Below are 24,146 nucleotides of genomic sequence, written 5' to 3' on the forward strand. Positions count from 1 at the left end.
GACACCCCCATGACCAAGCGACTCACCGGCCGCGTCGTCGCGATCACCGGCGCCGGCCGAGGCATCGGCGCCGCGACGACCGAGGCCCTCACCCGGGAGGGCGCCCGCGTCGCGATCGGCGACATCGACCTCGACGTCGCGAAGGCGACCGCGGAGCGGATCGGGGGCGACACCCTCGCCCTCCCGCTCGACGTCACGTCGGCCGACAGCGTGACCGACTTCATCGACACCGTCGAGTCGAACCTCGGCCCCATCGACGTCTACATCAACAATGCCGGCGTGATGCCGCTGTCGGCGCTGCTCGACGAGGACGACGCGACCATCGACCGGATCTTCGCGATCAACACCCGCGCCGTCATCCACGGCACCCGCGAGGCGGCGCGCCGGATGCTGCCGCGCGGTCGCGGCCACATCGTCAACGTCGCGTCGACGGCGGGCAAGGCCGGCATCGCGGGCAGCGCGACGTACTGCGCCTCGAAGGCGGCCGTCGTCCAGTACACCGAGGGCGCGTACGCCGAGCTCCACCCGAAGGGCCTCGACTTCTCGGTGGTGATGCCCGGCATCACGCGCACCGAGCTGACGGCCGGCGTCGAGGACATGCCGGCCTTCCGCGCGATCACGCCCGAGTCGGTGGCCGACGCGATCGTCGCGGCCGTGGTGAAGCCCCGGTTCGAGGTCTACGTCCCCCGGTCCGCCCGGCCGCTGCTCAACGTCACCCGGATGCTCCCGTTCGGCGTCGGCCAGTGGATCGGCAAGCGGATGGGGGCCGACCACGTGTTCATGGACGCCCTCGACCGGCCGGAGCGGTCGTCGTACGAGGCGCGGGCGACCGGCCGGGAGGACGAGCGATGAAGGCCTCCCTGCTCCACTTCCCGGGCGACCGTCTCCTCGACGCGGTGCAGGACCGGGTGGGCACGACGCCGGTGCCGCTGGCGGAGCCGCCCGCGGGCAGCGGCCTCCAGCCGATCATGGGCGAGCTCGGTCTTCCCGTCCTCGGCAAGACCCTGGAGATGATCCGCGAGGGCTGGGACTCCACCCCCGAGATGCACGAGAAGTACGGCGACGTCTTCTGGGTCCGCGCCTTCGGCACCAAGGTCGCGCTGGCGATCGGGCCAGACGCCGTACAGGAGGTCCTGCAGAACAAGGGGAAGGTGTACTCCCAGTCCGGCTGGGAGTACTTCATCGGGCCGTTCTTCACCCGCGGCCTCATGCTCCTCGACGGCCAGGAGCACCTGCTCCACCGGCGGATCATGCAGGAGGCCTTCGCGCGCCCCCGGCTCGAGGCCTACCAGGGCCGGATCCAGGGGATCATCAACCGCGTCGTGCCGACCTGGCCGACCGACGAGCCGATGCCGATGTACCCGGCGGTGAAGTCGCTGTCGCTGGACGTGGCCACCGAGATCTTCATGGGCACCGAGCCGAACGACGAGGCCCACGGGCTCACCCAGGCGTTCATCGACGCGGTCCGCGCCGGCACCGGCCTGATCCGGACTCCCGTGCCCGTGCTCAGGACGCGGTGGAACAAGGGGCTGGAGGGCCGCAAGGTGCTCGACGCCTACTTCCGCTCCCAGATCCCGGCCAAGCGGGCGTCGGACGACGACGACCTCTTCGCCGCGCTCTGCCACGTCGAGACCGACGACGGGATGAGGTTCACCGACGACGACGTCGTCAGCCACATGATCTTCCTGATGATGGCGGCGCACGACACCTCCACCATCACCGCCACCGCGATGGCCTACTACTTCGCGAAGTTCCCGGAGTGGCAGGACAAGGCCCGCGCCGAGTCGCTCGCGCTGGGGACCGCGACACCGGCGATCGACGAGCTCGAGAGCCTGACCACCCTGGACCTGGTCTTCAAGGAGGCCATGCGCCTGGTCGCTCCCGTCCCCGCGCTCGTGCGGCGGGCCACCGAGGACACCGAGCTCCGCGGCCGCTTCGTGCCGGCGGGCACGATCGTGGTGGTCGCGCCGGGCGCGGTCCACACGATCGGGGACCACTGGGTCAACGTCAACGCGTTCGACCCGCTCCGCCACGCCGAGCCGCGCAACGAGCACAAGGCGCACCGCTACGGTTACGTCCCGTTCGGCGGTGGCGCGCACAAGTGCATCGGCATGGCGTTCGGCACCAACGAGGTCAAGGCGCTCCTCCACACGATGTTGACCAGCTACGAGCTCGAGGTCCCCGCCGACTACGAGATCGAGTGGGACCACACGTCCCTGGTGGTGCCGACCGACGACTTCCCCGTGACCCTCCGGCCGCTGTCGTGAGCGCCGTCTCCGCGGTGTACGTCGTGCGGCCCGGCGAGCCGCTCGGCCCGGAGTCCCTGACGTGGCGGCTGTTCGGCGACCAGCGGATGATGCTGGTCGGCATGCGCGCCGGCCTGCTGCAGACGATGCACCCGGCGATCGACCAGGCGCTCCGCGACCACGACTCGACGTACTTCCAGGGTCCGATGAAGCGGATCCTCCGGTCGCTCCCCCAGATCCTCGGGGTCGTCTACGACGCCGATGCCGCGGGGACCGCGGCCCGGGTCCGCGACTACCACCGCCACCTCACCGGGACCCTCCCCGACGGGGGCCGCTACAGCGCACTCACGCCGGAGGTCTTCTACTGGCCGCACGCCACGTTCTTCGAGATGCAGATCGCGCTCCGGGAGTTCTTCGGGAGGCCGCTGTCCGAGGACGCCAAGGAGCTGCTGTTCCAGGAGTCGCGCCAGTGGTACTCCCTCTACGGCGTCTCCGCGACCGGCACGCCGACGACGTACGCCGAGTTCCGCGACTACTGGGACCACATGGTGTCGAAGGTGCTCGTGCCCAACGCGATCGCCCGGTCGACGTTCAACCGGACCAAGAAGGGCATCTTCGGGCCGTCACCGTCGAAGTACCTGCCCGACGTGCTCTGGCGCCCACTGTCCGACACGCAGTTCGACGCCATGGCCTGGGTGCTCCGCGGCACGCTCCCCCCGGAGCTGCGCGACCGGATGGGCCTCGACTGGACCGCCGCCGAGGAGCGGCGGCTGCGCATGATCGGCGCCGGCATCCAGCACACGTTCGGCCGGTTGCCGCTCCCGGCGCGGCTGCTCCCCCAGGCCCGGCAGGCCTGGCGCCGGGAGGCGGACCGGTCCCACGGCCCGGCTCGGGCGCTCCCTGCTCGCTGAGGCGGAAAGGCTCTCCTGCCGTTCGGTGGGCTTGGATCGCCGCCGCTGACCCACCTTTCTGGTCGAGCTCCGCCCAGGTGTGAGCTGGCGGACTCGCTCGAGAGCCCGGCCAGTCGCGCTCCTTCGGAGGGTCGGTAGACGGCTCCCGAGGATGAGGCCCCTTGGCTCTCGGCGGGGGGCCTCGCCCGTCCGGGGGAGGCGACCCCCGACCCGGTGTCCCGGGTCGGGGGTCGAATCCCGAGCAGCCTCACCGGGCTGTGTGCTCAACCGGCGGGCCTGACCGAGCCTCGTCCCCATGGAAGACCAGGTCGGCTACTCATGCGATACCCCGCCCGCGCGGCCCCATCCGGTGAGCAGCCAAGGTCTCACTACGGCAGGTAGTCGGCGAACGGGCTGGTCTTGAACCAGGTGGGGAACTTCCTGGTCAGCCCAGGCGGTCCGAGGAGGGTCAGGCGACCTGTCCGGAGGGCCGCGGCGTAGGTCGTCCGTCGAAGGTGCAGGTCGACGAGGGTCTGGCCGTCGGTTTCGCAGACGAGGTCCTCGACGTAGCCGGAGCTGCGGTTGCAGAGCTCGGGAAGCGGCCTTCGCAGCAGCATCCAGTAGCCGTCCGCGGGGTGGTCGTGGAGCCGGAACCGCAGGGTCGTGGTTCCCTCGGGGATCCGGTCGAGGTCGACGAGCTTGAGGGTGGCCCAGAGGACGTAGGCCGGGTCGAGGTGGCGGGGCTCGATCTCGAGCCAGCGCGCGCCCCACTGCCCGAGTGCGTCGCACACCGCCCTGAGCGCCTGCCCCATCTCGGTCAGCTCGTACGTCGTACCACGCCGGCCGGGCTTCGCGACGCGGACGAGGACGCCGGCGCGTTCCAGGGCCTCGAGCCGTTGGGCCAGTAGCGCCGTCGAGATGCCGGGCGCTCCTTGCCGGATCTCGTTGAAGGTGCGGCAGCCGTTCAGCAGGTTGCGCACGATGATGGGCGTCCACCGCTCGGCCAGCACCTCCGAGCTGCGGGCGATCGGGCAGAACTGTCCGTAGTCGCGCACGCTTCCACTGTCCTGCCGAGCGTGCCATGAGGCAATTTCAGATTCTGATATTGCCGTGGATGGCGAACCGGAACACCCTGAACCGGAGGAAAGGGGTGGTGGCGATGTTCCAACCGGGCACGGCACACACGGTCGTTCCGGGCGCAGGCCGCTCGGTCGAGCTGGGAGTGGCGTCCATGCGGGTCCTGGCTGGCGGCGACGGCGAGACGGGAGGCGCCTTCACCGTCGCCGAGTTCGCCGGAACGGCCGAAGGCCCCTGGACCGTGCCGCACCTGCACCGCGGCTTCGAGGAGTCCTTCTTCATCCTCGACGGGATGTTCACGTTCACCGTCGGAGAGGAGCCCATCGAAGCGACCCCAGGGATGTACATCCTCGTGCCCCGCGGGACCGCGCACATGATCTCGGCAGCCGAGGGCGGTGGCCGGTTCCTCACCCTCATGGTCCCGGGCGGCCTGGAGGAGATGTTCTTCGCTCTCGGCCGGCTCGGTCCGGAGGCCATCCGGGACCCGGCTGCCCGAGCGGCGGTCTCGGCTCGCTACGACTCGATCCCGGTGAGCTCGTGATGCTCGACGGCGTCCTGCCCGACGGGTCGGACCTGCGTCGGCCCGCGCCCGTCAGCCGCGCAGCGATCGGTTGATGACCTCGTTGGCGGCCCGCTGGAAGCCGGTGACGACGGCCTCGAGGGTCAGCTCGCGCAGCTGGACGATCGCCTCCTGGAACGCGGCCGCCTCTTCGGCGGTGTGGTGCTCCTGGGAGCGGTAGGGCCCGATCACCTGCCGCGCGAAGACCTCGGTCAGCTCCTCGGCCAGTGCGGAGGTGTGGCGCTTGATCGCGGCGCCGGCGGCAGCGATCCCGTCGGGCCTGATGTCGAGCGCGAGCACCTTCACCGCGGCGTCGAAGCCGGGCAGCAGCTCCAGCTCGTCGCCGTCCTGCTCGATGACGCCGATCGCGACGAGGACCCCGAGGGTGGCCTCGTCGATCGGCCGGCCGGCCCGCCGGTCCAGGTCCGCACGGGTCGTCCGCTCGGCGGGCTGGGGCGACCAGGTGCTGAGGGCGAGCCGCTGCACGGCGAGCTCGTCGGCGTTGCTGTCCGCGGGGATCCGGGCCAGGTAGTCCTCGATCGCGGTGAGGCTCAGCCCGTGGTCCTGCAGCGCCCGGACCAGCTTGAGCCGTGCCACGTGCAGGTCGGAGTAGAAGGCCATCCGCCCCCGTCGTACGGGTGGCGGGATCAGGCCGAGCCCTGCGTAGTAGCGCACGGTCCGCACCGTCATCCCTGCCTCGGCCGCCAGCGCGTCGACGGTCAGCTCCGCCGAGGTCTCCTGTTCGGTCTCGATCGACACGCTGCTCCCACCACTCTCCGGACAGACCGTTGCATTGTGACAGTGATACTGTCACAGTAGAGCAACAAAACCACTGTCGCAATCGACGACGCACTCTACGACAGGACTCCCCCACCATGCGCGAGCTCTTCCTTCCCGAGCACGAGGACTTCCGCGACACCGTGCGGACCTTCTTCGCCAAGGAGGTCACGCCGCACCACGACGAGTGGGACCGGGACGGCATCGTCCCGCGGGAGCTGTGGCTCAAGGCGGGCGAGGCCGGCCTGCTCTGCTTCGACGTGCCGGAGGAGTACGGCGGCCCGGGGATCGACGACTTCCGCTTCAACATGGTGGTGAGCGAGGAGCAGACGCGCGCCGGCGCCAACGGGCCCGGGTTCTCCGTCCACTCCGACATCATCGTCCCCTACCTCACCTCGCTCGGGACCGAGGAGCAGAAGCAGCGCTGGCTCCCGGGATGCGTCACCGGCGAGATCATCACCGCCATCGCGATGACCGAGCCGGGAGCAGGGTCGGACCTCCAGGGCATCCGCACGACCGCGGTCGACCAGGGCGACCACTACCTGCTCAACGGGTCGAAGACCTTCATCAGCAACGGCATCCACGCCGACCTGGTGATCGTCGTCGCGCGCACCGACCCGGACGCGGGCCACCAGGGCATCAGCCTGCTCGTCGTCGAGCGTGGCATGGAGGGGTTCGAACGCGGCCGCAACCTCGAGAAGGTGGGCATGCACGCGCAGGACACCGCGGAGCTGAGCTTCACCGACGTCCGGGTGCCCAAGGAGAACCTCCTCGGTCCGGAGGGCAGCGGCTTCATCTCGCTGATGATGAACCTGCCGCAGGAGCGGCTGATCATCGCCTGCCAGGCCGCCGCCGCGTGCGAGGCGATCGTCGACATGTGCCTCGACTACGCCAAGACCCGGGAGGCGTTCGGCAAGCCGATCGGCAAGTTCCAGCACAACCGGTTCCTCATCGCCGAGATGGCGACGGAGGCCAAGATCACGCGGGTCTTCATCGACGAGTGCGTGCGCAAGCACGTCGCCGGCACGCTCGACGCGGTCGAGGCCTCCCAGGCGAAGTACTGGGCCACCGAGCTCCAGAACAAGCTCGTCAACCAAGGCGTCCAGCTGCACGGCGGCTACGGCTACATGCTGGAGTACCCGATCGCACGGGCCTACCTCGACAGCCGGATCTCCACCATCTACGGCGGGACGACCGAGATCCAGAAGGAGATCATCGGTCGCTCGCTGGGCCTCTGACAGCGCAAAACGGACCGAGGGAAACGATGGACTTCAACCTGCCTGACACCGCGCTCGCCGTCCAGGACGGCGTACGCGCCGTGGCCACCAAGTACGACCACGCCTACTGGTCGGAGTGCGAGGAGGCGCACCGCTTCCCGATCGAGGTCTTCACCGACCTCGGCAAGGGCGGCTGGTTCGGCCTCAACATCCCCGAGGAGTACGGCGGCGGCGGGCAGGGCCTGCTCGAGGTCGCGATCGCCAACGAGACGCTCTGCGCCTCCGGCGGTGGCGCCGGCACGTTCTTCTACGTGACGACGCCGGGGTTCGGGGCGACGACGCTCGTGCGCCACGGCACCGAGGAGCAGAAGCAGGCGATCCTCCCGGGCATCGCAGCCGGCGACGTCCAGTTCTGCTTCGCCCTCACCGAGCCCGACGCCGGCAGCAACGCGATCGAGATCAAGACGTCCGCCCGCCGCGACGGCGAGGACTTCGTGATCAAGGGCCAGAAGGTCTGGATCTCCAACGTCGAGAACGCCGACTGGATGGTCGCCGTCACCCGGACGATCCCGGCGGCCGACGCGAACCCCCGCACCAACGGGTTCACCCTCTTCCTCGTCGACGTCAAGGAAGCGCTCGCCGCGGGGACGCTGTCCTACACGCCGATCCCGAAGATGGGCAGCAACATCCTCCACTCCAGCCAGCTCTTCTTCGACGACGTCCGTGTGCCCGCGCGCAACGTCATCGGAGAGGTCGACGCCGGGTTCATGGTCCTGTGGGACGTGCTCAACCCCGAGCGGATCCTCGCCGCCGCAGGTGGCGTCGGTGCTGCCGACGCGGCACTGGCCTACGCCGCGAGGTACGCCACCGAGCGGGAGGTCTTCGGCCGCCCGATCGGCGCCAACCAGGGCATCCAGTTCCCACTGGCGCAGATCAAGGCGAAGGTCGAGCTCGGCCGGCTGATGACCTACAAGGCGGCCTGGCTGTTCGACCAGGGGCTCCCCTGCGGCAACGAGGCGAACGTCGCCAAGCTCACCGGCGCGCAGGTCGCGTGGGAGGCCGCCGACCAGGCCTTCCAGACGCTCGGCGGGATGGCGTACTCCAAGGAGTACCCCGTCGAGCGCTGGCTCCGGGACGCCCGGATCGGCAAGAACATCCGGGTCGCCGAGCAGCTGGTGCTGGCGCACATCGGGACCTCGATGCTGGGGCTGCCCAAGTCGTACTAGGGAGGGAAACACGAGGCGATCTCTGCGGGAAAGTTCGGAATAGGACTAGAACGTCTGTTCGAGCAGCGGTAGACTGAGGCCTCTACTCGGGAGGATCGCTCATGGTCGCGCAGCTCGTGCCCACGCACCATCCGATCCTCGCCTGTGCGGAGCAGATCTGCTCCGAGCTGGCCGCTACGACGGACGTGCAGCCGGTCTACCTGCGCAGCGACGACAAACGGGCGGTGCTGCTCAAGCTCAGCGAGGCGCAGCGGCGGTTGGACGAGCTCCAGCTCAGGTTGATGGCTGCCTCGGACGACGTCGCCGCCGACGACGGTGCTCGAGACGTAGCAGCGTGGCTGGCGTCGCGCACGCAGGCCGACCCGTCCGACCTGCGGGCAGACCAGGCGCTGGCCGCCGCGATCGACCGGCGGTGGTGCCGGGTGGGAGTCGGGCTGGCCGCCGGCGCGTTGTCGAAGGACCACGCCAGGGTGATCGTCCGCGGACTCGAAGACTTGCCTGCCACTGTCGGTCCGGAGGTCCTGACCCGGGCCGAGGCCCAGCTGGTGGAGTGGGCAGGCGAGTTCAGGCCCAGCGAGCTGCGGCGTCTGGCCCGGCACATCCTCGACACCGTGGCGCCCGAGATCGCCGAGGCCGAGGAGGCGCAGCGGCTCGAGCGCGAGGAGCAGCATGCGCGAGACAAGTGCCGACTCGCGCTCCGGCCGGTAGGTGACGGCACCACCAGGATGTCCGCCCTGGTCCCCGACGCCGACGCCGCCCGGTTACGGACCTACCTCGAGGGGTTCACCTCACCGTGCAAGCACGACGACGCGATCGCGGGCGAGGAAGATCGCATCCCGTACGCCCGCAAGCTCGGGCAGGCGTTCTGCGCCCTGCTCGAGCACCTCGACCCTGGCAGGCTCCCCCACCACGGCGGTGACGCGACCAGCGTGATGGTCACCATCAGCCTCGACGCCCTCCGGGCCGACCTCGGCTGCGGGGAGGACATCTCCGCCAGCGAGGCCCGGCGATTGGCCTGCACCGCCCGCATCATGCCGGCCGTGCTCGGCGGGAAGGGCGAGGTCCTCGACCTCGGTCGCACCCGTCGGCTGTTCACGGCCGCCCAGCGCAGAGCGATGCGGCTCCGCGACAAACGTTGCAGGGCCGAGGGCTGCTCGATCCCCGCGACGTGGGCCGAGGCGCACCACCTCCGACCGTGGTCCGAGGGCGGGAAGACCGACCTCGCCGACGGCATCCTCCTCTGCTCCTGGCATCACCACCGCATCCACGACCGTCGGTTCGACCACGACAGGCTCGCCAGCGGCGACATCCGGTCCCATCGGCGCCGGTAGGCCGGGTGCCGGTCGGATAGGGAGGTCGCGTCAATTGCGGCGGAAGGGCGCACCTCGCGATTGCTCCGCCTGACCAGCCGCGGCAACCGCAGACCTATTCTGGCGGCGCGCTCCCGTGTCGGTGGGCTACCTTCCACTCACCGTCCTCACGCCGATAGATCTGAGTCGCGCGGAGGGTGTAAGTACGCGGCACGCCGTTGACGGACGCAGACGTGTGTTCGAAGCCCACCGTGTAGGCGGTGTCCCCACGCACCTCGGCTTCAAGCAGCTCGAACTCGTAGGAAGTGCAGTCCGAAAAGCTCTCGGCGAGATGGGCGAAGAGCTCGTCGAGCTCCTGCTGCCCGGTGGCGTTCTTCCATGCGCCCAACACTGTCACCGGGTCGTTTCGTGACCAGATGGCGCGGCGTGGCCCGGCGTCACCGTTGTGGACGGCGACCTCCGCGTCCCTGAGAGCCGACTGCACCCAGGTGACGAACTCGTCGCGATCGGTCATGCCTTTGATGCTCGCACGAAGGCGCAGTTTCCGGCGGGTCTTGCCGGCGGTAGTCAGACCGGCTCTGCCGCCCGATCGTCGCCCCGGCGTTTCATCCGTACGTCGACCCGGCTCGTCCCGACGAGCCGGGTCGACGTGTCTCGGTCACCCGGCCCGGGTCAGGAGCCAGACCCGGGCGCGCTGCAGCCACGGCATCTCGCCGAACACGATGGTCGGCACGGCAACCGTCGCCAGTACGAACGTGCGCAGGACCGGGTTGGCGTCGCTCAGCCACGGGCCGAGGACCAGCGACAGCACGGTCAGGGTCGGGAAGACCGCCAGCCAGATCATGACGGCCATCTGCGGCCGGGTGGGCGGACCGACCGGCGCGGGTGCGGTCGCCTGGACGTGGCTGGTGTCGGCCTGGTTGTGGGTGATGGTGTTCATCGACTTCTCCTTGGGGTGATGACGGGGTGTCGAGCAACCACGGTGGTCGCGCAGGACCACGTGGAGAAGGCACAGCTCAACCGGGGACTGGCAGTCCCTGTCTGAGCCACCCCCGGCGTCGCATGATGGGGGCATGATCGACCGTGCCGGCCTGGCCGACTTCCTCCGTCGGCGCCGCGACGCCCTGCGCCCCGAGGACGTCGGCCTGCCGCCGGGCTTCCGGCGCCGCGCGCCGGGACTGCGCCGCGAGGAGGTAGCGCAGCTGGCCGGGATGTCGACCGATTACTACTCCCGGCTCGAGCAGCAGCGTGGCGCGCACCCGTCGGAGCCGATCGTGGCGTCGCTGGCCCGAGCGCTGCGTCTGAAGCTCGACGAGCGCGATCACCTCTACCACCTCGCCGACCTCACGCCCCCGGCCAGGCGGGCCGGGCGGCACATCGGTCCCGGCCTGCTCGCCCTCGCCGACAGGCTCACCGACGTTCCGCTCGTCATCGCCACCGACATCGACGAGGTGCTCTGGCAGAACGCCCTCGCCGACACGGTGCTCGGTCACCGAGAGCCCGGGGCGGGCCGCGACAGCAACATCACCTGGCGGTGGTTCGCGGTCCCCGGGAGCCGGGACCGGTTCCCCGAGGAGCACTGGCCGACCCACTCCGCCGCCCACGTCGCCGACCTCCGGGCGACCCACGCCAGGAGAGCCGGCGACCCCGACGTCGTCGAGCTGGTCAACGACCTGCTCGAGCGGAGCGCGGAGTTCCGCAGGCTCTGGGAGAGGCACGAGGTTGCCGTACGTCGACACGCGCTCAAGTCGATCGTGCACCCGGAGGTCGGGCTTCTCGAGCTGACCTGCGAGATCCTCTTCACCCCCGAGGAGGACCTGCGGGTCCGTGCGTTCCTACCGGTCGAGGGCACCGATGCCCGGGAGAAGCTCGAGCTTCTCCGGGTGATCGGCACCCAGAGTTTCGAGCAGAGCAACACCTGACGCAGGCGCCCTCGGTACGCGACTGCCGACCATCCTTGACGCCTCGCATCCCACCACGGCGCATCGGCAGATCCGCGCGTAATGCGCGCCGCAATGACGTACCCCGGTCGGGGCACTAGCGGACGTTTGTCCTCTGGAAGCACTGGGCCGATACTGCCCCGGTGGGGGTGCGTAACTACCTCGTTGAGGGCGTCTCCGGAACGGGGAAGACCTCGGTCTGCCGAGAGCTGAACCGGCGTGGCTACCAGGCCATCAACGGCGACATCGAGCTTGCCTACCAGGGCGATCCCGAGACTGGCGAAGCGACCGACAGCGCCATGCACGAGCACCACATCTGGGACGTGGATCGGGTACGGGATCTGGTGGCCGAACGAACCGAGCCAGTCACGTTCTTCTGCGGAGGCTCTCGCAACTTCTCGAAGTTCATCGATCTGTTTGACGACGTGTTCGTCCTCGACGTCGATCTCGACACCTTGCAACAGCGGCTCGATCAGCGGCCTCAAGATGAGTGGGGCTCGAAACCGTCGGAGCGCGATCTCATCCTCCGCCTTCACCGCACTAAGAACGACATCCCTAGGAACGGCATCGTTATCGATGCGACTCGACCGGTCACCGACGTCGTTGACGAGATCCTTCGGCATTCGGGCCTGAGGGTCAGCAGCGGCGACGTCGAGTGATCCGAGGCCCGCCCGCTGCTTGGCAACAGCGGGCGCGCATCGGGATCGCGCCGACAGGCGACTCGATGACGCAGTTGCGCCTATCACCGCGGGGCCCCAAGGTGAGTTTTCCCGGGCCTTCACGGTGGGTCTTGCACAATGTGCGCGTGCGAGGCTTCGGTAGGACTGGCCGACGTGGTGGACGGACGCCGGCGGACGTGTGGCGAGATTGGATGCAGGCCAACGAGTCCGGCGACGTGGAGCGGGCGGGCCAGCTCGCCGCGGAGATGACCCGCGTCGCTCCGGAGTCGTTCGAGGCCTGGTTCGAGGCGGGGCTTCATGCGAAGGCGCGACGTGACTGGCCGCGATGTGCGAAGTGGAACGAGCGCGCCATGGAACTCTTCGGTCAGCATCAGGTCGACGAGTACGGGGGAGTGAATCCTGCTGCCTGGAATCTCGGCATCGCGGCCACCGCGATCGGGGACTGGGCCCTGGCGCGGAGGGCCTGGACGACGTTCGGCGTCACCGGGATGGCGGCGGAGTCGAACTCACCCATCGACATGGATCTGGGGCAGGTGCCGATTCGCCTGAATCCGGATCGGCCGAGCCTGACTCTTCAATCAGTGCCGGAGTACGGCGAGACGGAGGTCGTCTGGTGCTGGAGGCGCAGCCCCGCGCACGCTGTCATAGCCAGCGTCCCCTTGCCGGAGTCGGGCCACCGGTTCAGGGATGTCGTCCTGCACGACGGTGAGCCGAAAGGCACCCGGAGAAATGGCGAGTCAGAGGTGCCGGTGTTCGATCAGCTCGAACGGCTCGAGGAGTCGGGGCTCCCAACCTGGCAACTACAGGTCGAGGGCGCCACGGACGAGGATCTTGCGTCGCTCGCCGACCTCGCAGGACCACGCGGGCTCGGGCTCGACGATTGGTCGGGCATCAAGGTCATGTGCAGCACCTGTTCCCATGGATCCGCTGACCCCGACCATGTCCACCCGCCGGCCAAGCCAGGGTCACGCACCCTTGGGCTGGCTGGAGACGAGCCCGCACTGGCGCAAGTCCTTGACCAATGGGTCCAGGCTTCACCCTCGAGGCCTCGCCTGCTCGAGTTTGATTTGATCTGGTGAGCGCGCCGACAGGCGGCGAAAGGACAGCACCAAACCGGGCGCGCTCATGCCCCGCCACCCCGCCCCGAGCCCGAGCACACGAGAGGGACCCGCAGGTGCGCGGGCTACCCTCGGGCCCATGGTGACGGAGCGCACGTACGGCGGGGTGGCGGCGGACGACCGCCGCCAGCGTCGTCGTACGGCGCTGCTCGACGCCGGGCTGGAGTGCCTCGGGAGCGAGGACGCCGACATCAGCGTGCGGCGGGTCTGCGCGGTCTCCGGCCTGACCCAGCGCTACTTCTACGAGAGCTTTGCGAACCTCGACGAGCTCCAGGTCGCGCTGTTCAACCAGATCGCCGCCGACGTCGCGGTCGAGGGCGTCGCCGCGTTGGAGGCGCACCCGTCGGCCGACCTCGACGAGGCCTGCCGGGTCGTCTTCAGCGGCGCCTACTCCGTCTTCCGGCGAGACCCGCGCAAGGCCCGCGCGGCGCTCGCCGTCGCCTCCGGCACGGTCGGCCTGACCGAGGCCCGCCGCGCGATCGTGCTGTCGTACGCCGACACCCTGCTCGCCTACCTGGGCGCGGAGTTCGGCCAGCCCGTCGACACCACCCGGGCCCGGATCGCCTCGCTCTACGCCGTCGGCGGGGCGCTCGAGGTGACGCACGCCGTGCTCAACGGCGACGTCGACCTGACCGAGGAGGAGCTCAGCGAGGTCGCAGGCGGCCTGCTCGCCTCGTCGGTCCGGCAGCTGGCGGCGCCTAGGTCAGGCGCCAGCCCCGCCTGACCCGGAACCGGACCTCCGCGAGCTGGAGCCGGACCGGAAGCATCCGCACCCACCGCGGGAGCAGCCGCGAGCCGAACCGCAGGACCCGCACCATCCGGTCGAAGCGGCGCTGCTGGCTGTCGGTCCAGGTGAGCCCCATCGCCTCGCGGAACTCCGGCGGGAGGAACCCCACGGTCGCGAACCTGTTGAGCGACCGGTTCCCCCAGCGCATGAAGCGCGGGATCATCTCGAGGTCGACCAGCGCGAGCAGGTGGTCGCGCACGGGGTCGTCGTACTTTACGCGGGCGACACCCTCCGCCCAGTAGGCGTCGAAGGCAGCGCGGTCGGCGGGCCACTGGTCGGACGGCACCTGCAGGCTGGTCCCGAGCCGGCTGCAGTAGGCGTAGAGCGCGTCGGCCTCGGCGTCCGTCATCGGCCCGAGGAAGGCGAGGCGCATGTCGCGGAAGCCGACGTAGAGACAGGCCGCGACCCACAGCTGCAGCTCCGGGTCGAAGGCGTTGTACTTCACCGGACTGTCGGGGCGCGACCGCACCGCGGTGTGCGAGCGGTTGACCGCCTGGCGGTACGCCGCCCGGTCGGCCTCGCTCCCGAAGAGGGCAACCACGAGATAGCTGATCGTCGTGCGGAGCCGCTTCCAGGGATGGATCATCACGTTGCCGCTGTCGACCGTGCTCTCGAGGACGCCGTAGCCGACCTCGCGCCAGCCGAGCTGCATGATCACGTTGGCGGCGGCGCCCAACATGCCGGCCGGACCGGGGATGTGGTCGCGCATGTCGAACGAGCGGTCGGTCCTCATGCCCCCAGCCTCCGCCGTTCCGAGGACCCGCACCAGGGTCGTGACACATTGTGGACACAAGCGTTGTCAGATTGGGTCGCGCGCAGGTAGCTTGCCGGGGTGGCCTACGACAACCGCACCCTCTGCGCAGCCTTCCAGCAGACAGCAGCAGCGCACCCCGACGCGGTCGCGCTCCGCACTCCCGACGACAGCGTCTCGCTCACGTGGCGGCAGTACGCCGACCGCGTGCGCGCGGTCGCGGCGGGTCTCGCCGCACTCGGCGTGCAGCGTGGCGACACCGTCGCGCTCATGCTCACCAACCGGCCGGAGTTCCACGTCGCCGACACCGGCGTGCTCCACACCGGCGCCACGCCGTTCTCGATCTACAACACGCTGGCCACCGACCAGATCGCCTATCTCTTCGGCAACGCCGGCAACAGGGTGGTGATCACCGAGCAGCAGTTCCTCGAGAAGCTCAGGCTCGCGAACACCTCCGGCCAGGTCGAGCACTTCGTCGTCGTCGACGGGCCCGCGGAGGGCGCGATCACCCTGGAGGAGCTGGAGGCGAGCGGCGACCCGTCGTACGACTTCGACGCGGCCTGGCAGGCCGTTGAGCCGTCCGACGTCCTCACCCTCATCTACACCTCGGGCACGACCGGTCCGCCCAAGGGCGTGGAGCTGACGCACGCGAACCTGATGGCCGAGATGGATGCCCTCGAGGGCTACTTCCCGCTGACCCACGAGGACTCGCTCGTGTCCTACCTGCCCGACGCGCACATCGCGAACCGGTGGGGCGCCCACTACAACAACCTGCGGTTCGGCATCCGGATCACCACGGTCGCCGACCCCAAGCAGCTCGTCGCGACGCTGCCGCTGGTCCGCCCGACGTTCTTCGGCGCCGTGCCGGCGGTCTGGTACAAGGTCAAGGCCGGCATCGAGGCGGCGCTGGCCGCGGAGCCCGACGAGAAGAAGCGCAAGATCGCCCAGTGGGCGATCGGGACCGGCACCAAGGTCGCCTGGCTGCGGTCCGAGGGGAAGCCGGTGCCGCTGGCGCTCAAGCTGCAGCACGGGATCGCCGACAAGGTGGTGCTCAGCAAGCTGCGGGAGCGGATGGGCCTCGACCGGGTCCGGGTGGCCGCCACCGGTGCCTCCGCCATCGCGCCCGACGCGCTGGCGTTCATGCTCGGCCTCGGCATCCCGGTGCTCGAGGTCTGGGGCATGTCCGAGACCTCCGCCGTGGTCACCATGAACCCGCCCGACGGCATCCGGATCGGCACCGTCGGCAAGGTCGTCCCCGGCGGCACCGAGATCTCGCTCGCTGACGACGGCGAGCTGCTCGTGCGCGGCCCACTGGTGATGAAGGGCTACCGCAACGACCCGGAGCGCACCGCCGAGGCCATCGACGCCGACGGCTGGATGCACACCGGCGACATCGCGACGATCGACGACGACGGGTACGTCCGGATCGTCGACCGCAAGAAGGAGCTCATCATCAACGCGGCCGGCAAGAACATGTCGCCGCAGAACATCGAGGGCGCGATCAAGGTCGCCTGCCCGCTGGTGCTGAGTGCCGTCGCCGTCGGCGACGACCGCCCCTACGTCACCGCGCTGCTGACCCTGGACCCCGACGCGTGCGCGGCGTACGCCGAGAAGGCCGGCCTGACGGACGGCTCCCCCGCCGTGCTCGCCGAGGACCCCTCCGTGCGGGCCCTCGTCCAGGCCGGGATCGACCAGGCCAACGAGAAGCTCGCACGCGTCGAGCAGATCAAGAAGTTCGTGATCCTGCCGTCGACGTGGGAGCCCGGCGGCGACGAGCTCACGCCGACCATGAAGCTCAAGCGCAGGCCGATCGCCGAGAAGTACGCGTCCGAGATCGACGCGCTCTATTCCTAGGAAAGGGCCCGCCATGGGAGCCGAACCGCTGCACACCCACGACCTCGTCCCCGACCCCACCATGGGTGACGACGTCGGGGACCTCATCCGCGCCCAGAGGTCCGCCGAGCGGGCCGAGGAGATCGCCCTGCTCCGCCGCAAGATAGACGGGATCGTCGTCCTCATCGCGGGCCCCGCCAACGTGGCCCTCCAGCTCGGCTGGCCGGAGGTCGGCTACGGCGTCGTCGAGAGCAAGGTCGACAGCGGGAAGGTGACCAAGCACCCGTTCAAGCGGTTCCGCACCACCGTCGGGTACCTCGGTGTCGCCCTGCTCGGCAGCCACACCCAGCGGATGGCCTACCGGAAGGCGATCAACGAGCAGCACCGGCAGGTGCGGTCCACGCCCGACAGCCCGGTGAAGTACAACGCGTTCAACCGCGAGCTCCAGCTCTGGGTCGCGAGCTGCATCTACTACGGGACCGTGGACGCGTTCACCAAGATGCACGGCCCGCTCACCCGGGACGAAGAGGCGATCGTGCTGCGGGCCGGCGCGCGGATCGGCACCACGCTGCAGGTCCCGCAGGACATGTGGCACCGCACCCCCGAGGAGTTCTGGGCCTACTGGGAGGAGGGTCTGGCGCGGGTCGACATCGACGAGCGGGTCGGGAGCTACCTCCGCAGCCTGCTCCGGATGGAGATCGTGCCCAAGCCCCTCTACCGGGCGTTCGGGCCGTTGCACCAGTGGCTCAACACCGGCTTCATCCCCGAGCCGGTCCGCGGCCAGCTCGGCCTGCCCTGGGACGAGCGGGACCAGCGCCGGCACGACCGGCTGATGCGCGTCATTGGTGCTCTCTCGCGCCCGCTCCCCCATTTCGTCCGCGCCTTCCCGATCAACGCGATGAGGCTCAACCTGGAGATCCGGCGCCGCCTCGGCCGGCCGATGGTGTGACGACGGACCTTCGCGCGGTCGAGAGGTGGATGGACGACCGCGGGCTCGGACGCGGGCCGATCGAGCGCGTCACGCCGATCTCCGGCGGCACCCAGAACGTCATGCTGCGCTTCGAGCGCGACGGCAGGCCCTACGTCCTCCGTCGCGGTCCCGAGCACCTTCGGCCACGCAGCAACGACGTCATCCGCCGCGAGTGCCGCGTGCTCCGCAGCCTCGGTGACACCGCCGTGCCGCACCCCGCCCTGATCGCGGCGTGCGACGACGAGACGGTCCTCGGCGACGCAGTGTTCTACCTGATGGAGCCGGTCGACGGGTTCAACGCCAGCATCGGTCTCCCCCGCTCCACGCCGGTGACCCCGCGATCCGCCACGAGATGGGGCTGCGGCTGGTCGACGCCCTCGCGACGCTGGCCGAGGTCGACCACCAGGCCGTCGGCCTCGGTGACTTCGGCAAGCCGGACGGATTCCTCGAGCGGCAGGTGCCGCGTTGGCTGGCCGAGCTTGCGTCGTACGACGACTTCCCGGAGTACCCCGGCCCCGACATCGGGCCCGTCCACGAGGTCGCGGCGTGGCTGGAGGCCCACCGTCCCTCGCACTGGCGGCCCGGCATCCTGCACGGCGACTACCACGCGGCCAACGTGATGTTCTCCCCCGACGGCCCCGACGTCGTCGCGGTCGTCGACTGGGAGATGTGCACCATCGGCGACCCGCTGCTCGACCTCGGCTGGCTGCTCGCGACCTGGGAGCTGCCCGGCGCGCCCGAGGAGTTCGCCGGACCGCTCAGCCGTGCCGGCGGCCTGGCCACGGCGGACGCGCTGGTCCGGCGGTACGCCGAGCGCAGCACCCGCGACCTCGCCGCCGTCGACTGGTACGTCGTCCTCGCCTGCTTCAAGCTCGGCATCGTCCTCGAGGGCAGCCATGCCCGAGCGCTGGCCGGCCTCGCTCCGCGGGAGATCGGCGACCGACTCCATCTCACCACGCAGCGCCTCTTCGAGCGCGCCCACGAGCTGATCCAGCACATCTGAAGGAGCACCATGATCGACTTCGAGATCCCGGCCGACCTGGCCGCCCGCCGCGACGAGATCTTCGCGTTCGTGGACGAGCAGGTGGTGCCCTACGAGGCGGACCCGCGCGTGACGCCGCACGGCCCCACCGAGGAGCTGCGCACCGAGCTCGTCGAGCTCGCGCGCAAGGCGGGGCTGCTGACCTTCCAGGCTCCGCGGAACGGCCTGCCCACACTCACCCACGTCGAGCAGGCGGTCCTCTTCGAGGCGGCGGGATGGTCGGCGCTCGGACCGGTCGCGCTCAACTGCGCCGCCCCCGACGAGGGCAACATGTTCCTCCTCAACAAGATCGCCGACCCCCAGCAGACGCTGGAGTTCCTCAGGCCGATGGTCGACGGCCACCGGCGCTCGGTCTTCGCGATGACCGAGCCGGACGGGGCCGGCTCCGACCCGCGGCAGCTGACGACCACGGCTGTCCGCGACCCTTCGACAGGCTCAGGACAAGCGGCCGGCTACGTCGTCAACGGACGCAAGTGGCTCATCACCGGCGCCAACGGCGCGAAGACGTGGATCATCATGGCCGACCTCGAGGGAGCCGGCGCGACGCTCTTCCTCTGCCACGGCGACGCCCCGGGCATCGTCATCGAGCGGACCATGGACACGATGGACCGCAACTACGTCGAGGGCCACTGCGTCGTGCGGTTCGACGACCTGCGCCTGCCGGCGACCGCGCTGCTCGGCGAGGAGGGCCAGGCGTTCCGCTACGCCCAGCTCCGGCTCGCGCCCGCGCGCCTCACGCACTGCATGCGCTGGCTCGGCGGGGCGGTCCGCGCGCAGTCGATCGCGCTCGACTACGCCAAGACCCGCACCGCCTTCGGCAAGCCGATCGGCCAGCACCAGGGCGTCGGCTTCATGCTCGCCGACAACGAGATCGCGATCCAGAAGTGCCGGCTGATGATCTGGTGGGCGTGCTGGGTCCTCGACCAGGGCCACCAGGGGCGTCACGAGAGCTCGATGACGAAGGCGACGGTGTCGGAGGAGCTGTTCCAGGTGGCCGACCGGTGCGTCCAGGTGCTCGGCGGCATGGGGATCAGCGACGAGACGCCGGTGGCGGGGTTCTTCCGCGACGTCCGCGCGTTCCGCCTGTACGACGGGCCGACCGAGGTGCACCAGCACGCGATCGCCGGGCGGCTCCTGCGCGACTGAGCGGGCCGGCACCCGTCGGCACCCTCAGGTGGTCAGCACGCCGCCCTCCACCGGCAGCGTCGTGCCGGTGACATAGCCGCTCGCGTCGCTCGCGAGGAACAACAGCGCCGCGCCGATCTCCTCGTGCCGGCCGAGCCGGCCCATCAGCGTGCGCGGGATGACCGTCCGCTCGACGTACTCGCTCTCGAGCTGGTCGGTCATCTCCGACTCGAAGTAGCCCGGCGCCAGCGCGTTGACGCGGATGCCGCGCCGCGGCGTCCACTGCTGGGCGAGGTCGCGGGTGAGCCCGATCAGGCCAGCCTTGCTGGCCGCGTACGCCGCCTGCGGCAGCCCCATCGTGGTCAGCCCGAGGACGCTGGAGATGTTGACGATCGAGCTGCCCGGCTGCATCACCCGGCCGGCCGCCTGGGCCATCCAGTAGCACGCGTTGAGGTTCAGGTCGACGACCGAGCGGAACTGCTCCGGCGTCTCCTTCAGGGCCGGCACCGCCGTGCCGACGCCGGCGTTGTTGACGAGCACGTCCAGCCGGCCGAACTCCTCCATCGCGGCCGCGACGAGGCGCTGGCAGTCCTCCGGGCTGGTCACGTCGGTGCGGACCGCGAGGGCACGACGCCCCAGGCCCTCGACCTGCCGGACAGTCTCCGCGAGCCGGTCCTCGCGCCGCGCGCCGAGGACGACGTCGGCGCCGGCCTCGGCCAGGGCGCGCGCGAAGGTCACCCCGAGACCGCTCGAGGCGCCGGTGACGACGGCGACCCGGCCGTCGAGCCGGAACGTGTCCAGGAAGCCCATGTCCTTCTCCCTCACTGGAACTGCAGCTGGACCATCTCGTCGACGAGCCACTCGTCGCCGTCCCGCACCATGACGAGCTCGACGCCGCTGCGCGCGTGGAGCGCCTCGCCGCCCTGGCGTCGGATCTTCCGGTCGGTGAGCGTCTGGTCGGTGAAGACCAGCACCGTGACGTGGTGGTCGTCCTCGACCGTCGCGGCGGAGTTGACCACCCGGCCACGGCTGACGAGCTGGCGCGGTCCGACCATCTCCTGGCGCAGGCCCTCCAGCGCCTCCGGCGAGTACTCCTCCTGGAACGCGTCGGTGCCGCTCTCCGTCACCCACGCCATGTCGTCGTCGTAGGTCCGGTAGTCGTAGGTCAGCCACGACACCACGATCCGCTCCGCCTCGGCGGTCGCGGCCTTCTCCGCGGCCAGGCGGTCCTCGTGGTCCGACCGGTCCTGCCAGAGCAGGAAGCACGCCACCGCCGCGGCGACCAGGAGCACCGCCAGTCCCGCGCACGCGATCTGCCACCGACGGCTGTCGGACGACCCGGTGGTGTCCTCTGTCTGGTCCGTCATCGTGCTGACGTCCTCCTCGACGCTCATCGCAGTGGTCCTGGCGCCCACTGGGCTCCTCGCTGGGAGGCAGGCCCGCCCTTCGGACAGTGGCCATCATCCTGGAGCGGGAACCGCTCGGTCTCCCGGGGGCTGCGTTCGACGTGGTCGTAACCGCAGTAGGGGATGTGCTCGAAGAACCCGTTGAGATGGACCGCGCCGCCGTGGATGCCGTTGGCCAGCGCGCGGAACCCACGCGGGTAGTCGCGCAGCAGGGCCCGCAGGTGCGGGTCGCGCGCGGCCGCGAAGTCGGCGAGCGAGATGTAGGGGTCGAGGTAGGCGCCCAGGACGTCGTCGACGTCGCGCACGAGACGACGCAGCTCCTCGATCTGCCCGGGCGCCCGCTCGAGCAGCCGGACGAGCACCGGGTCGATGTCGCGCAACCACGCGGCGAACACCCGGACGTTGCGGGTGATCGAGTCGAAGTCCGGCACGAGCTCCTCGCCGAGGCGCAGCAGCCGGTGGCCGTTGTCGAGCAGCCGCTCGGTCATCGGCCACCGTGCGTCGAACGCGCTCAGCAGGTCGGCACCCTGGACGACCATCCGCTGGAGGTCGTCCTCGGTCCCCTTCAGACCCCTCGCCGTCTCGGTGAGCACTGTCTTCAGCGCCTTGGGGTCGACCTGCTCGATCAGCTGGTTCAGGTTGATCGCCGTCGTCGCGAGGGTGGTGGGCAGGTCGGCTGCGGTCCCGTCGACCGAGTCGCCGTCCTCCAGGTAGGGGCCGTCGTCGTTCTCGGGCTGGAAGTCGATGTACTGCTCGCCGACCGGGGACAGGCTCCGCACCCGGGGCCGCGCGTCCGCAGGGACCTCTGCGGACCCGTCGAGGCGCACCTTCGCGCTGATGCCGTCGTCGGTGAGCTGGAGGTCGGTCACCCGCCCGACGCGCACGCCGCGGTAGGTCACCTCGGAGCCCTCGTAGATCCCGCCGCTGCGCGGCAGGTTGACCGTGACGTGGACCCGGGGCTCGGTCAGCGGAGTCCTGAGGGCGACTCCGAAGAGGTAGAGCAGGCAGAGGACCAACGCCGTCACGATGCCGGCGACGCTGAAGAGGTTCTTGCGGGTCACCGGTGCTCCTCCAGCAGGTCGAGGCCGGGCAGCAGGGGCTGGTCTTCCGCCGCGTCCTGGCCGCCCGACTCGTCCGGGGCGTCCGTGGAGCGCTGACCGAGCGCGGCGCCGCCGAGGAAGTTGAGCTGGGTCTCGTCGAGGTGGAGGAGGGCCCGCAGCGGAAGGGTCTCGCTGGGCACGGTCAGCTCGAGCTGCTGGGCCACTGCGACGAGGGAGTCGAGCCCCGCGCGGAGCTGCGACCGGGTGGACAGCACGGCGTCGGCGACCGGGCCGAGCTGCTGGAGGATCCTGAGCAGCGGGTCGTCGGCCCGCAGGGCCAGTCGCTTCGCCGTACGAGCCAGGCCCTCGGCCCCGGCCAGGAGAGCCACGATCTTGTCGGTGTCCTTGCCGAGCGTCTCCACGGCCGGCCCGACCTCCCGCAGCGCGCGGCGGATGGTGCTGCGCCGCGAGGCCAGCACCCGTGCGACGTCGCGCAGCGACACCAGGGTCCGGGTGATGTCCTCGCGGCTGGCGTTCGCCTCCCGGAGGAAGCTGGTCACCTGACGGAGGCTGGCCCGGATCTTGTGCTCGCGGCCGTTGAACGTCGTGTTGAGCTCCTCCGCGATGACCTGCAGCTCACCCAGGCGCCCGCCGTTGATCAGCGTCGACGCCGCGGCGAGGGCGTCCTCCACGGAGGGCGCGGTGGTCGTCCTGTGGACGGGGAACTGGTCACCGTCCGCGAGGTGCCGCCGGGACGTCCCCGGGATCACCTGGACGATGAGCTCGCCGAGCGGGGTGTCGTAGCGGAGACGGACCGCCGAGTCGTCCGGGATCTCCACCGACTCCTTGATCTCCATCGTGACCCGGGCCTCCCAGTCCTCCGCCTCGACGGACGCGACCCGGCCGACGGAGACGCCGTTGACCTTCACCTGCGCGCCCTGCGACAGGTTGAGCGCCTGCCCGAAGACGGCGTCGACGTGATAGGTGTCGCCGCCGACGCCGGACCCGGGCAGCGGGAGGTCCTTGTAGCCGGTGCCGCAGCCGGCGAGCCCGGCCGCGACCAGCAGGAGAGCCAGCAGGCGCATCATCGATCGCCTCATGGGGTCCGCCCCCCGAGCAGGTCGTCGAGCACGTCGGAGAGGTCGGGGAAGGTCGCCAGGTTGCAGACCGGTCCGACGAGCTGGCAGATCCGCTCGAACAGGGGGCCGAGCCCCAGCAGCTGGCCGGGCTCGCCCCGGACCCAGATGTTGCCGTTCGGTGCCGCCGCGTTGGCGACGTTCTGGGTCGCGAGCGGCAGGACCTCGATCGTCTCCGCGAGGTCGCTCCGGCTCTCCATCAGGTTCGCGATCAACGACCGGACGTCGGTGATGCTTGCCTTCACGGCGCCGCGGTTCTCGCGGCTGAACTCCGTGATCCGGTCGACCGTGGCCGAAACCGAACGGAGCACGTGGGCGATCTCGTGGCGCTCGGAGTTGAGCAGCTCGACCGCGCCGCCGAGGTTGCGGACGAACGACCTGACCAGGTCCTCGTGGTTGACGAGCCCGCGGGCGAGCCGGTCGAGCGACTCCATCGTGGCGAAGATGTTCGACCGCTGGCCGTGCACGGTGTCGACGAGGTCGGCGAGGCCGGTGACCGCTCCCTGCAGCTCGTCGCTGTTCCCGCTGAACGCGGCCGCAGTCACCTGGAGGACCTCGCGCAGGTTGTTGGTGACCTTCGGCGCGCGGGTGAGCGAGGACGCCAGGTCGGAGATCGAGTCGAGGACCTCGTCGAAGTCGACCGGGGTGCGGGTGCGCTCCAGTGGGATGGTGGCGCCGGAGGCCATCTCCTTGCCGCCCTGGAAGGCCGGCGTCAGCTCGATGTAGCGGTCGGTGGCAGCCGACCGGGAGACGACGACGGCGGCCGCGTCGGACGGGATCTGGATGTCCTCGTCGGTGATCTCCAGGGTCACCTCCACGACGCCGCCCTTCGGCTCGATCTCGGTGATGGTGCCGACCGGGACGCCGAGGACGCCGACGTCGTTGCCGACGTAGACACCGGAGACCTCGGCGAAGACCGCCGTCACCTCCCGGTCGCCGGCACCACCCAACGGGGTGCAGCCACCCGTGGACGCGAGCAGCAGCAGGCCGACGCCTGCGAGAGCCGTACGCCGCAT

At 70.2% G+C, this 24,146-nt stretch carries 25 protein-coding genes; 15 read left to right on the forward strand and 10 right to left on the reverse strand.

The window, feature by feature from the left end; genetic code table 11:
* Nucleotides 1-9 precede the first annotated feature (9 nt).
* Genes F0U47_RS11645 through F0U47_RS11655 form a run of 3 tightly spaced genes read left to right on the forward strand, consistent with a single transcriptional unit; the run spans nucleotide 10 to nucleotide 3,157 of the window.
* Nucleotides 10-852, forward strand: a complete 843-nt coding sequence (locus tag F0U47_RS11645) for an SDR family oxidoreductase (protein ID WP_149750652.1) — start codon at nucleotides 10-12, stop codon at nucleotides 850-852.
* A complete protein-coding gene (locus F0U47_RS11650; protein WP_149750653.1) occupies nucleotides 849-2,267 on the forward strand; it encodes a cytochrome P450 in 1,419 nt (472 codons plus the stop codon). Before F0U47_RS11645 ends, F0U47_RS11650 begins: the two co-directional genes overlap by 4 nt.
* Nucleotides 2,264-3,157, forward strand: coding sequence for an oxygenase MpaB family protein (locus F0U47_RS11655; protein WP_149750654.1), 894 nt, complete (start codon nucleotides 2,264-2,266; stop codon nucleotides 3,155-3,157). The genes F0U47_RS11650 and F0U47_RS11655 overlap by 4 nt, the downstream gene beginning before the upstream one ends.
* Before the next feature lie 368 nt (nucleotides 3,158-3,525).
* Here F0U47_RS11655 and F0U47_RS11660 read toward each other — a convergent pair whose 3' ends face one another.
* Complete coding sequence (locus F0U47_RS11660; RefSeq protein WP_188111306.1) at nucleotides 3,526-4,191, reverse strand: winged helix-turn-helix transcriptional regulator; 666 nt, start codon at nucleotides 4,189-4,191, stop codon at nucleotides 3,526-3,528.
* Nucleotides 4,192-4,250: 59 nt separating this feature from the next.
* Here F0U47_RS11660 and F0U47_RS11665 point away from each other — a divergent pair, with 59 nt between their 5' ends.
* A complete protein-coding gene (locus F0U47_RS11665; RefSeq protein WP_188111307.1) occupies nucleotides 4,251-4,754 on the forward strand; it encodes a cupin domain-containing protein in 504 nt (167 codons plus the stop codon).
* 51 nt (nucleotides 4,755-4,805) lie between these two features.
* Here F0U47_RS11665 and F0U47_RS11670 read toward each other — a convergent pair whose 3' ends face one another.
* On the reverse strand, nucleotides 4,806-5,531 hold the full coding sequence (locus F0U47_RS11670) for a MerR family transcriptional regulator (RefSeq protein ID WP_149750657.1): 726 nt from the start codon (nucleotides 5,529-5,531) through the stop codon (nucleotides 4,806-4,808).
* A 116-nt stretch (nucleotides 5,532-5,647) separates the two neighbouring features.
* Between F0U47_RS11670 and F0U47_RS11675 the strand changes: the two genes are divergently transcribed.
* The 3 genes from F0U47_RS11675 (at nucleotide 5,648) to F0U47_RS11685 (ending at nucleotide 9,323) form a co-directional block, all read left to right on the forward strand.
* Nucleotides 5,648-6,787, forward strand: a complete 1,140-nt coding sequence (locus F0U47_RS11675) for an acyl-CoA dehydrogenase family protein (RefSeq protein WP_149750658.1) — start codon at nucleotides 5,648-5,650, stop codon at nucleotides 6,785-6,787.
* A 26-nt stretch (nucleotides 6,788-6,813) separates the two neighbouring features.
* Nucleotides 6,814-7,992 (forward strand): acyl-CoA dehydrogenase family protein, encoded by a 1,179-nt coding sequence (locus F0U47_RS11680; RefSeq protein ID WP_149750659.1) that lies wholly within the window; start codon nucleotides 6,814-6,816, stop codon nucleotides 7,990-7,992.
* Between the two features lie 101 nt (nucleotides 7,993-8,093).
* Nucleotides 8,094-9,323 (forward strand): HNH endonuclease signature motif containing protein, encoded by a 1,230-nt coding sequence (locus F0U47_RS11685; RefSeq protein ID WP_149750660.1) that lies wholly within the window; start codon nucleotides 8,094-8,096, stop codon nucleotides 9,321-9,323.
* A 94-nt stretch (nucleotides 9,324-9,417) separates the two neighbouring features.
* Here the strand turns inward: F0U47_RS11685 and F0U47_RS11690 are convergent, their stop codons facing one another.
* Entirely contained in the window at nucleotides 9,418-9,816 is a 399-nt protein-coding gene (locus F0U47_RS11690) for a YybH family protein (protein WP_149750661.1), read from the reverse strand.
* A 144-nt stretch (nucleotides 9,817-9,960) separates the two neighbouring features.
* Nucleotides 9,961-10,242 carry a putative antibiotic biosynthesis monooxygenase gene (locus F0U47_RS11695; protein WP_223162746.1) on the reverse strand — a complete coding sequence of 94 codons (282 nt, stop codon included), beginning with the start codon at nucleotides 10,240-10,242 and terminating at the stop codon, nucleotides 9,961-9,963.
* 133 nt (nucleotides 10,243-10,375) lie between these two features.
* Between F0U47_RS11695 and F0U47_RS11700 the strand changes: the two genes are divergently transcribed.
* The 4 genes from F0U47_RS11700 to F0U47_RS11715 all read left to right on the forward strand — a co-directional run bounded on the left by F0U47_RS11700 (nucleotide 10,376) and on the right by F0U47_RS11715 (nucleotide 13,764).
* The gene (locus F0U47_RS11700) at nucleotides 10,376-11,224 is read left to right on the forward strand and encodes a helix-turn-helix transcriptional regulator (RefSeq protein WP_223162747.1); all 849 of its coding nucleotides are present in this window, start codon (nucleotides 10,376-10,378) and stop codon (nucleotides 11,222-11,224) included.
* Between the two features lie 161 nt (nucleotides 11,225-11,385).
* Nucleotides 11,386-11,901 (forward strand): AAA family ATPase, encoded by a 516-nt coding sequence (locus tag F0U47_RS11705; RefSeq protein ID WP_149750662.1) that lies wholly within the window; start codon nucleotides 11,386-11,388, stop codon nucleotides 11,899-11,901.
* Between the two features lie 212 nt (nucleotides 11,902-12,113).
* A complete protein-coding gene (locus F0U47_RS11710; RefSeq protein ID WP_149750663.1) occupies nucleotides 12,114-13,001 on the forward strand; it encodes a tetratricopeptide repeat protein in 888 nt (295 codons plus the stop codon).
* A 118-nt stretch (nucleotides 13,002-13,119) separates the two neighbouring features.
* Complete coding sequence (locus tag F0U47_RS11715) at nucleotides 13,120-13,764, forward strand: TetR/AcrR family transcriptional regulator (RefSeq protein ID WP_149750665.1); 645 nt, start codon at nucleotides 13,120-13,122, stop codon at nucleotides 13,762-13,764.
* Here F0U47_RS11715 and F0U47_RS11720 read toward each other — a convergent pair.
* Nucleotides 13,739-14,560 carry an oxygenase MpaB family protein gene (locus F0U47_RS11720; RefSeq protein ID WP_149750666.1) on the reverse strand — a complete coding sequence of 274 codons (822 nt, stop codon included), beginning with the start codon at nucleotides 14,558-14,560 and terminating at the stop codon, nucleotides 13,739-13,741. The two genes, F0U47_RS11715 and F0U47_RS11720, sit on opposite strands and share 26 nt — an antisense overlap.
* A 99-nt stretch (nucleotides 14,561-14,659) precedes the next feature.
* On the opposite strand from F0U47_RS11720, the gene F0U47_RS11725 reads away from it, so the two are divergent.
* From F0U47_RS11725 to F0U47_RS11740, 4 genes are all read left to right on the forward strand, one after another.
* Nucleotides 14,660-16,432 carry an AMP-dependent synthetase/ligase gene (locus F0U47_RS11725; RefSeq protein ID WP_149750667.1) on the forward strand — a complete coding sequence of 591 codons (1,773 nt, stop codon included), beginning with the start codon at nucleotides 14,660-14,662 and terminating at the stop codon, nucleotides 16,430-16,432.
* 13 nt (nucleotides 16,433-16,445) lie between these two features.
* A complete protein-coding gene (locus F0U47_RS11730) occupies nucleotides 16,446-17,360 on the forward strand; it encodes an oxygenase MpaB family protein (protein WP_223162748.1) in 915 nt (304 codons plus the stop codon).
* A 253-nt stretch (nucleotides 17,361-17,613) separates the two neighbouring features.
* Nucleotides 17,614-18,384: a phosphotransferase family protein gene (locus F0U47_RS11735; RefSeq protein ID WP_438362061.1), complete on the forward strand. Its 771-nt coding sequence runs from the start codon at nucleotides 17,614-17,616 to the stop codon at nucleotides 18,382-18,384.
* Nucleotides 18,385-18,393: 9 nt separating this feature from the next.
* Nucleotides 18,394-19,569 (forward strand): acyl-CoA dehydrogenase family protein, encoded by a 1,176-nt coding sequence (locus F0U47_RS11740; protein WP_149750668.1) that lies wholly within the window; start codon nucleotides 18,394-18,396, stop codon nucleotides 19,567-19,569.
* A 24-nt stretch (nucleotides 19,570-19,593) separates the two neighbouring features.
* Here F0U47_RS11740 and F0U47_RS11745 read toward each other — a convergent pair whose 3' ends face one another.
* The 5 genes from F0U47_RS11745 to F0U47_RS11765 are packed head-to-tail and all read right to left on the reverse strand — an operon-like array spanning nucleotide 19,594 to nucleotide 24,146.
* On the reverse strand, nucleotides 19,594-20,358 hold the full coding sequence (locus F0U47_RS11745; RefSeq protein WP_149750670.1) for an SDR family NAD(P)-dependent oxidoreductase: 765 nt from the start codon (nucleotides 20,356-20,358) through the stop codon (nucleotides 19,594-19,596).
* A gap of 11 nt (nucleotides 20,359-20,369) precedes the next feature.
* On the reverse strand, nucleotides 20,370-20,942 hold the full coding sequence (locus F0U47_RS11750; RefSeq protein ID WP_149750671.1) for an Rv1363c family protein: 573 nt from the start codon (nucleotides 20,940-20,942) through the stop codon (nucleotides 20,370-20,372).
* Nucleotides 20,939-22,015, reverse strand: coding sequence for an MlaD family protein (locus tag F0U47_RS11755; protein ID WP_149750672.1), 1,077 nt, complete (start codon nucleotides 22,013-22,015; stop codon nucleotides 20,939-20,941). The genes F0U47_RS11750 and F0U47_RS11755 overlap by 4 nt, the downstream gene beginning before the upstream one ends.
* A complete protein-coding gene (locus tag F0U47_RS11760; protein WP_149750673.1) occupies nucleotides 22,012-23,094 on the reverse strand; it encodes an MCE family protein in 1,083 nt (360 codons plus the stop codon). The genes F0U47_RS11755 and F0U47_RS11760 overlap by 4 nt, the downstream gene beginning before the upstream one ends.
* Nucleotides 23,091-24,146, reverse strand: a complete 1,056-nt coding sequence (locus F0U47_RS11765) for an MCE family protein (protein WP_149750674.1) — start codon at nucleotides 24,144-24,146, stop codon at nucleotides 23,091-23,093. Before F0U47_RS11765 ends, F0U47_RS11760 begins: the two co-directional genes overlap by 4 nt.

Source organism: Nocardioides antri, from assembly GCF_008373765.1.
GTDB classification, from domain to species: Bacteria; Actinomycetota; Actinomycetes; order Propionibacteriales; family Nocardioidaceae; genus Nocardioides; species Nocardioides antri.

What these genes read in the sequence shown, in the direction of transcription:
- F0U47_RS11645 (WP_149750652.1), top strand. Translation starts at nt 10, where the DNA reads ATGACCAAGCGACTCACCGGCCGCGTCGTCGCGATCACCGGCGCCGGC.
- F0U47_RS11650 (WP_149750653.1), top strand. Translation starts at nt 849, where the DNA reads ATGAAGGCCTCCCTGCTCCACTTCCCGGGCGACCGTCTCCTCGACGCG.
- F0U47_RS11665 (WP_188111307.1), top strand. Translation starts at nt 4,251, where the DNA reads ATGGCGAACCGGAACACCCTGAACCGGAGGAAAGGGGTGGTGGCGATG.
- F0U47_RS11675 (WP_149750658.1), top strand. Translation starts at nt 5,648, where the DNA reads ATGCGCGAGCTCTTCCTTCCCGAGCACGAGGACTTCCGCGACACCGTG.
- F0U47_RS11680 (WP_149750659.1), top strand. Translation starts at nt 6,814, where the DNA reads ATGGACTTCAACCTGCCTGACACCGCGCTCGCCGTCCAGGACGGCGTA.
- F0U47_RS11685 (WP_149750660.1), top strand. Translation starts at nt 8,094, where the DNA reads ATGGTCGCGCAGCTCGTGCCCACGCACCATCCGATCCTCGCCTGTGCG.
- F0U47_RS11690 (WP_149750661.1), bottom strand. Translation starts at nt 9,816, where the DNA reads ATGACCGATCGCGACGAGTTCGTCACCTGGGTGCAGTCGGCTCTCAGG.
- F0U47_RS11695 (WP_223162746.1), bottom strand. Translation starts at nt 10,242, where the DNA reads ATGAACACCATCACCCACAACCAGGCCGACACCAGCCACGTCCAGGCG.
- F0U47_RS11700 (WP_223162747.1), top strand. Translation starts at nt 10,376, where the DNA reads ATGATCGACCGTGCCGGCCTGGCCGACTTCCTCCGTCGGCGCCGCGAC.
- F0U47_RS11710 (WP_149750663.1), top strand. Translation starts at nt 12,114, where the DNA reads ATGCAGGCCAACGAGTCCGGCGACGTGGAGCGGGCGGGCCAGCTCGCC.
- F0U47_RS11715 (WP_149750665.1), top strand. Translation starts at nt 13,120, where the DNA reads ATGGTGACGGAGCGCACGTACGGCGGGGTGGCGGCGGACGACCGCCGC.
- F0U47_RS11720 (WP_149750666.1), bottom strand. Translation starts at nt 14,560, where the DNA reads ATGAGGACCGACCGCTCGTTCGACATGCGCGACCACATCCCCGGTCCG.
- F0U47_RS11730 (WP_223162748.1), top strand. Translation starts at nt 16,446, where the DNA reads ATGGGAGCCGAACCGCTGCACACCCACGACCTCGTCCCCGACCCCACC.
- F0U47_RS11740 (WP_149750668.1), top strand. Translation starts at nt 18,394, where the DNA reads ATGATCGACTTCGAGATCCCGGCCGACCTGGCCGCCCGCCGCGACGAG.
- F0U47_RS11745 (WP_149750670.1), bottom strand. Translation starts at nt 20,358, where the DNA reads ATGGGCTTCCTGGACACGTTCCGGCTCGACGGCCGGGTCGCCGTCGTC.
- F0U47_RS11750 (WP_149750671.1), bottom strand. Translation starts at nt 20,942, where the DNA reads ATGAGCGTCGAGGAGGACGTCAGCACGATGACGGACCAGACAGAGGAC.
- F0U47_RS11760 (WP_149750673.1), bottom strand. Translation starts at nt 23,094, where the DNA reads ATGAGGCGATCGATGATGCGCCTGCTGGCTCTCCTGCTGGTCGCGGCC.
- F0U47_RS11765 (WP_149750674.1), bottom strand. Translation starts at nt 24,146, where the DNA reads ATGCGGCGTACGGCTCTCGCAGGCGTCGGCCTGCTGCTGCTCGCGTCC.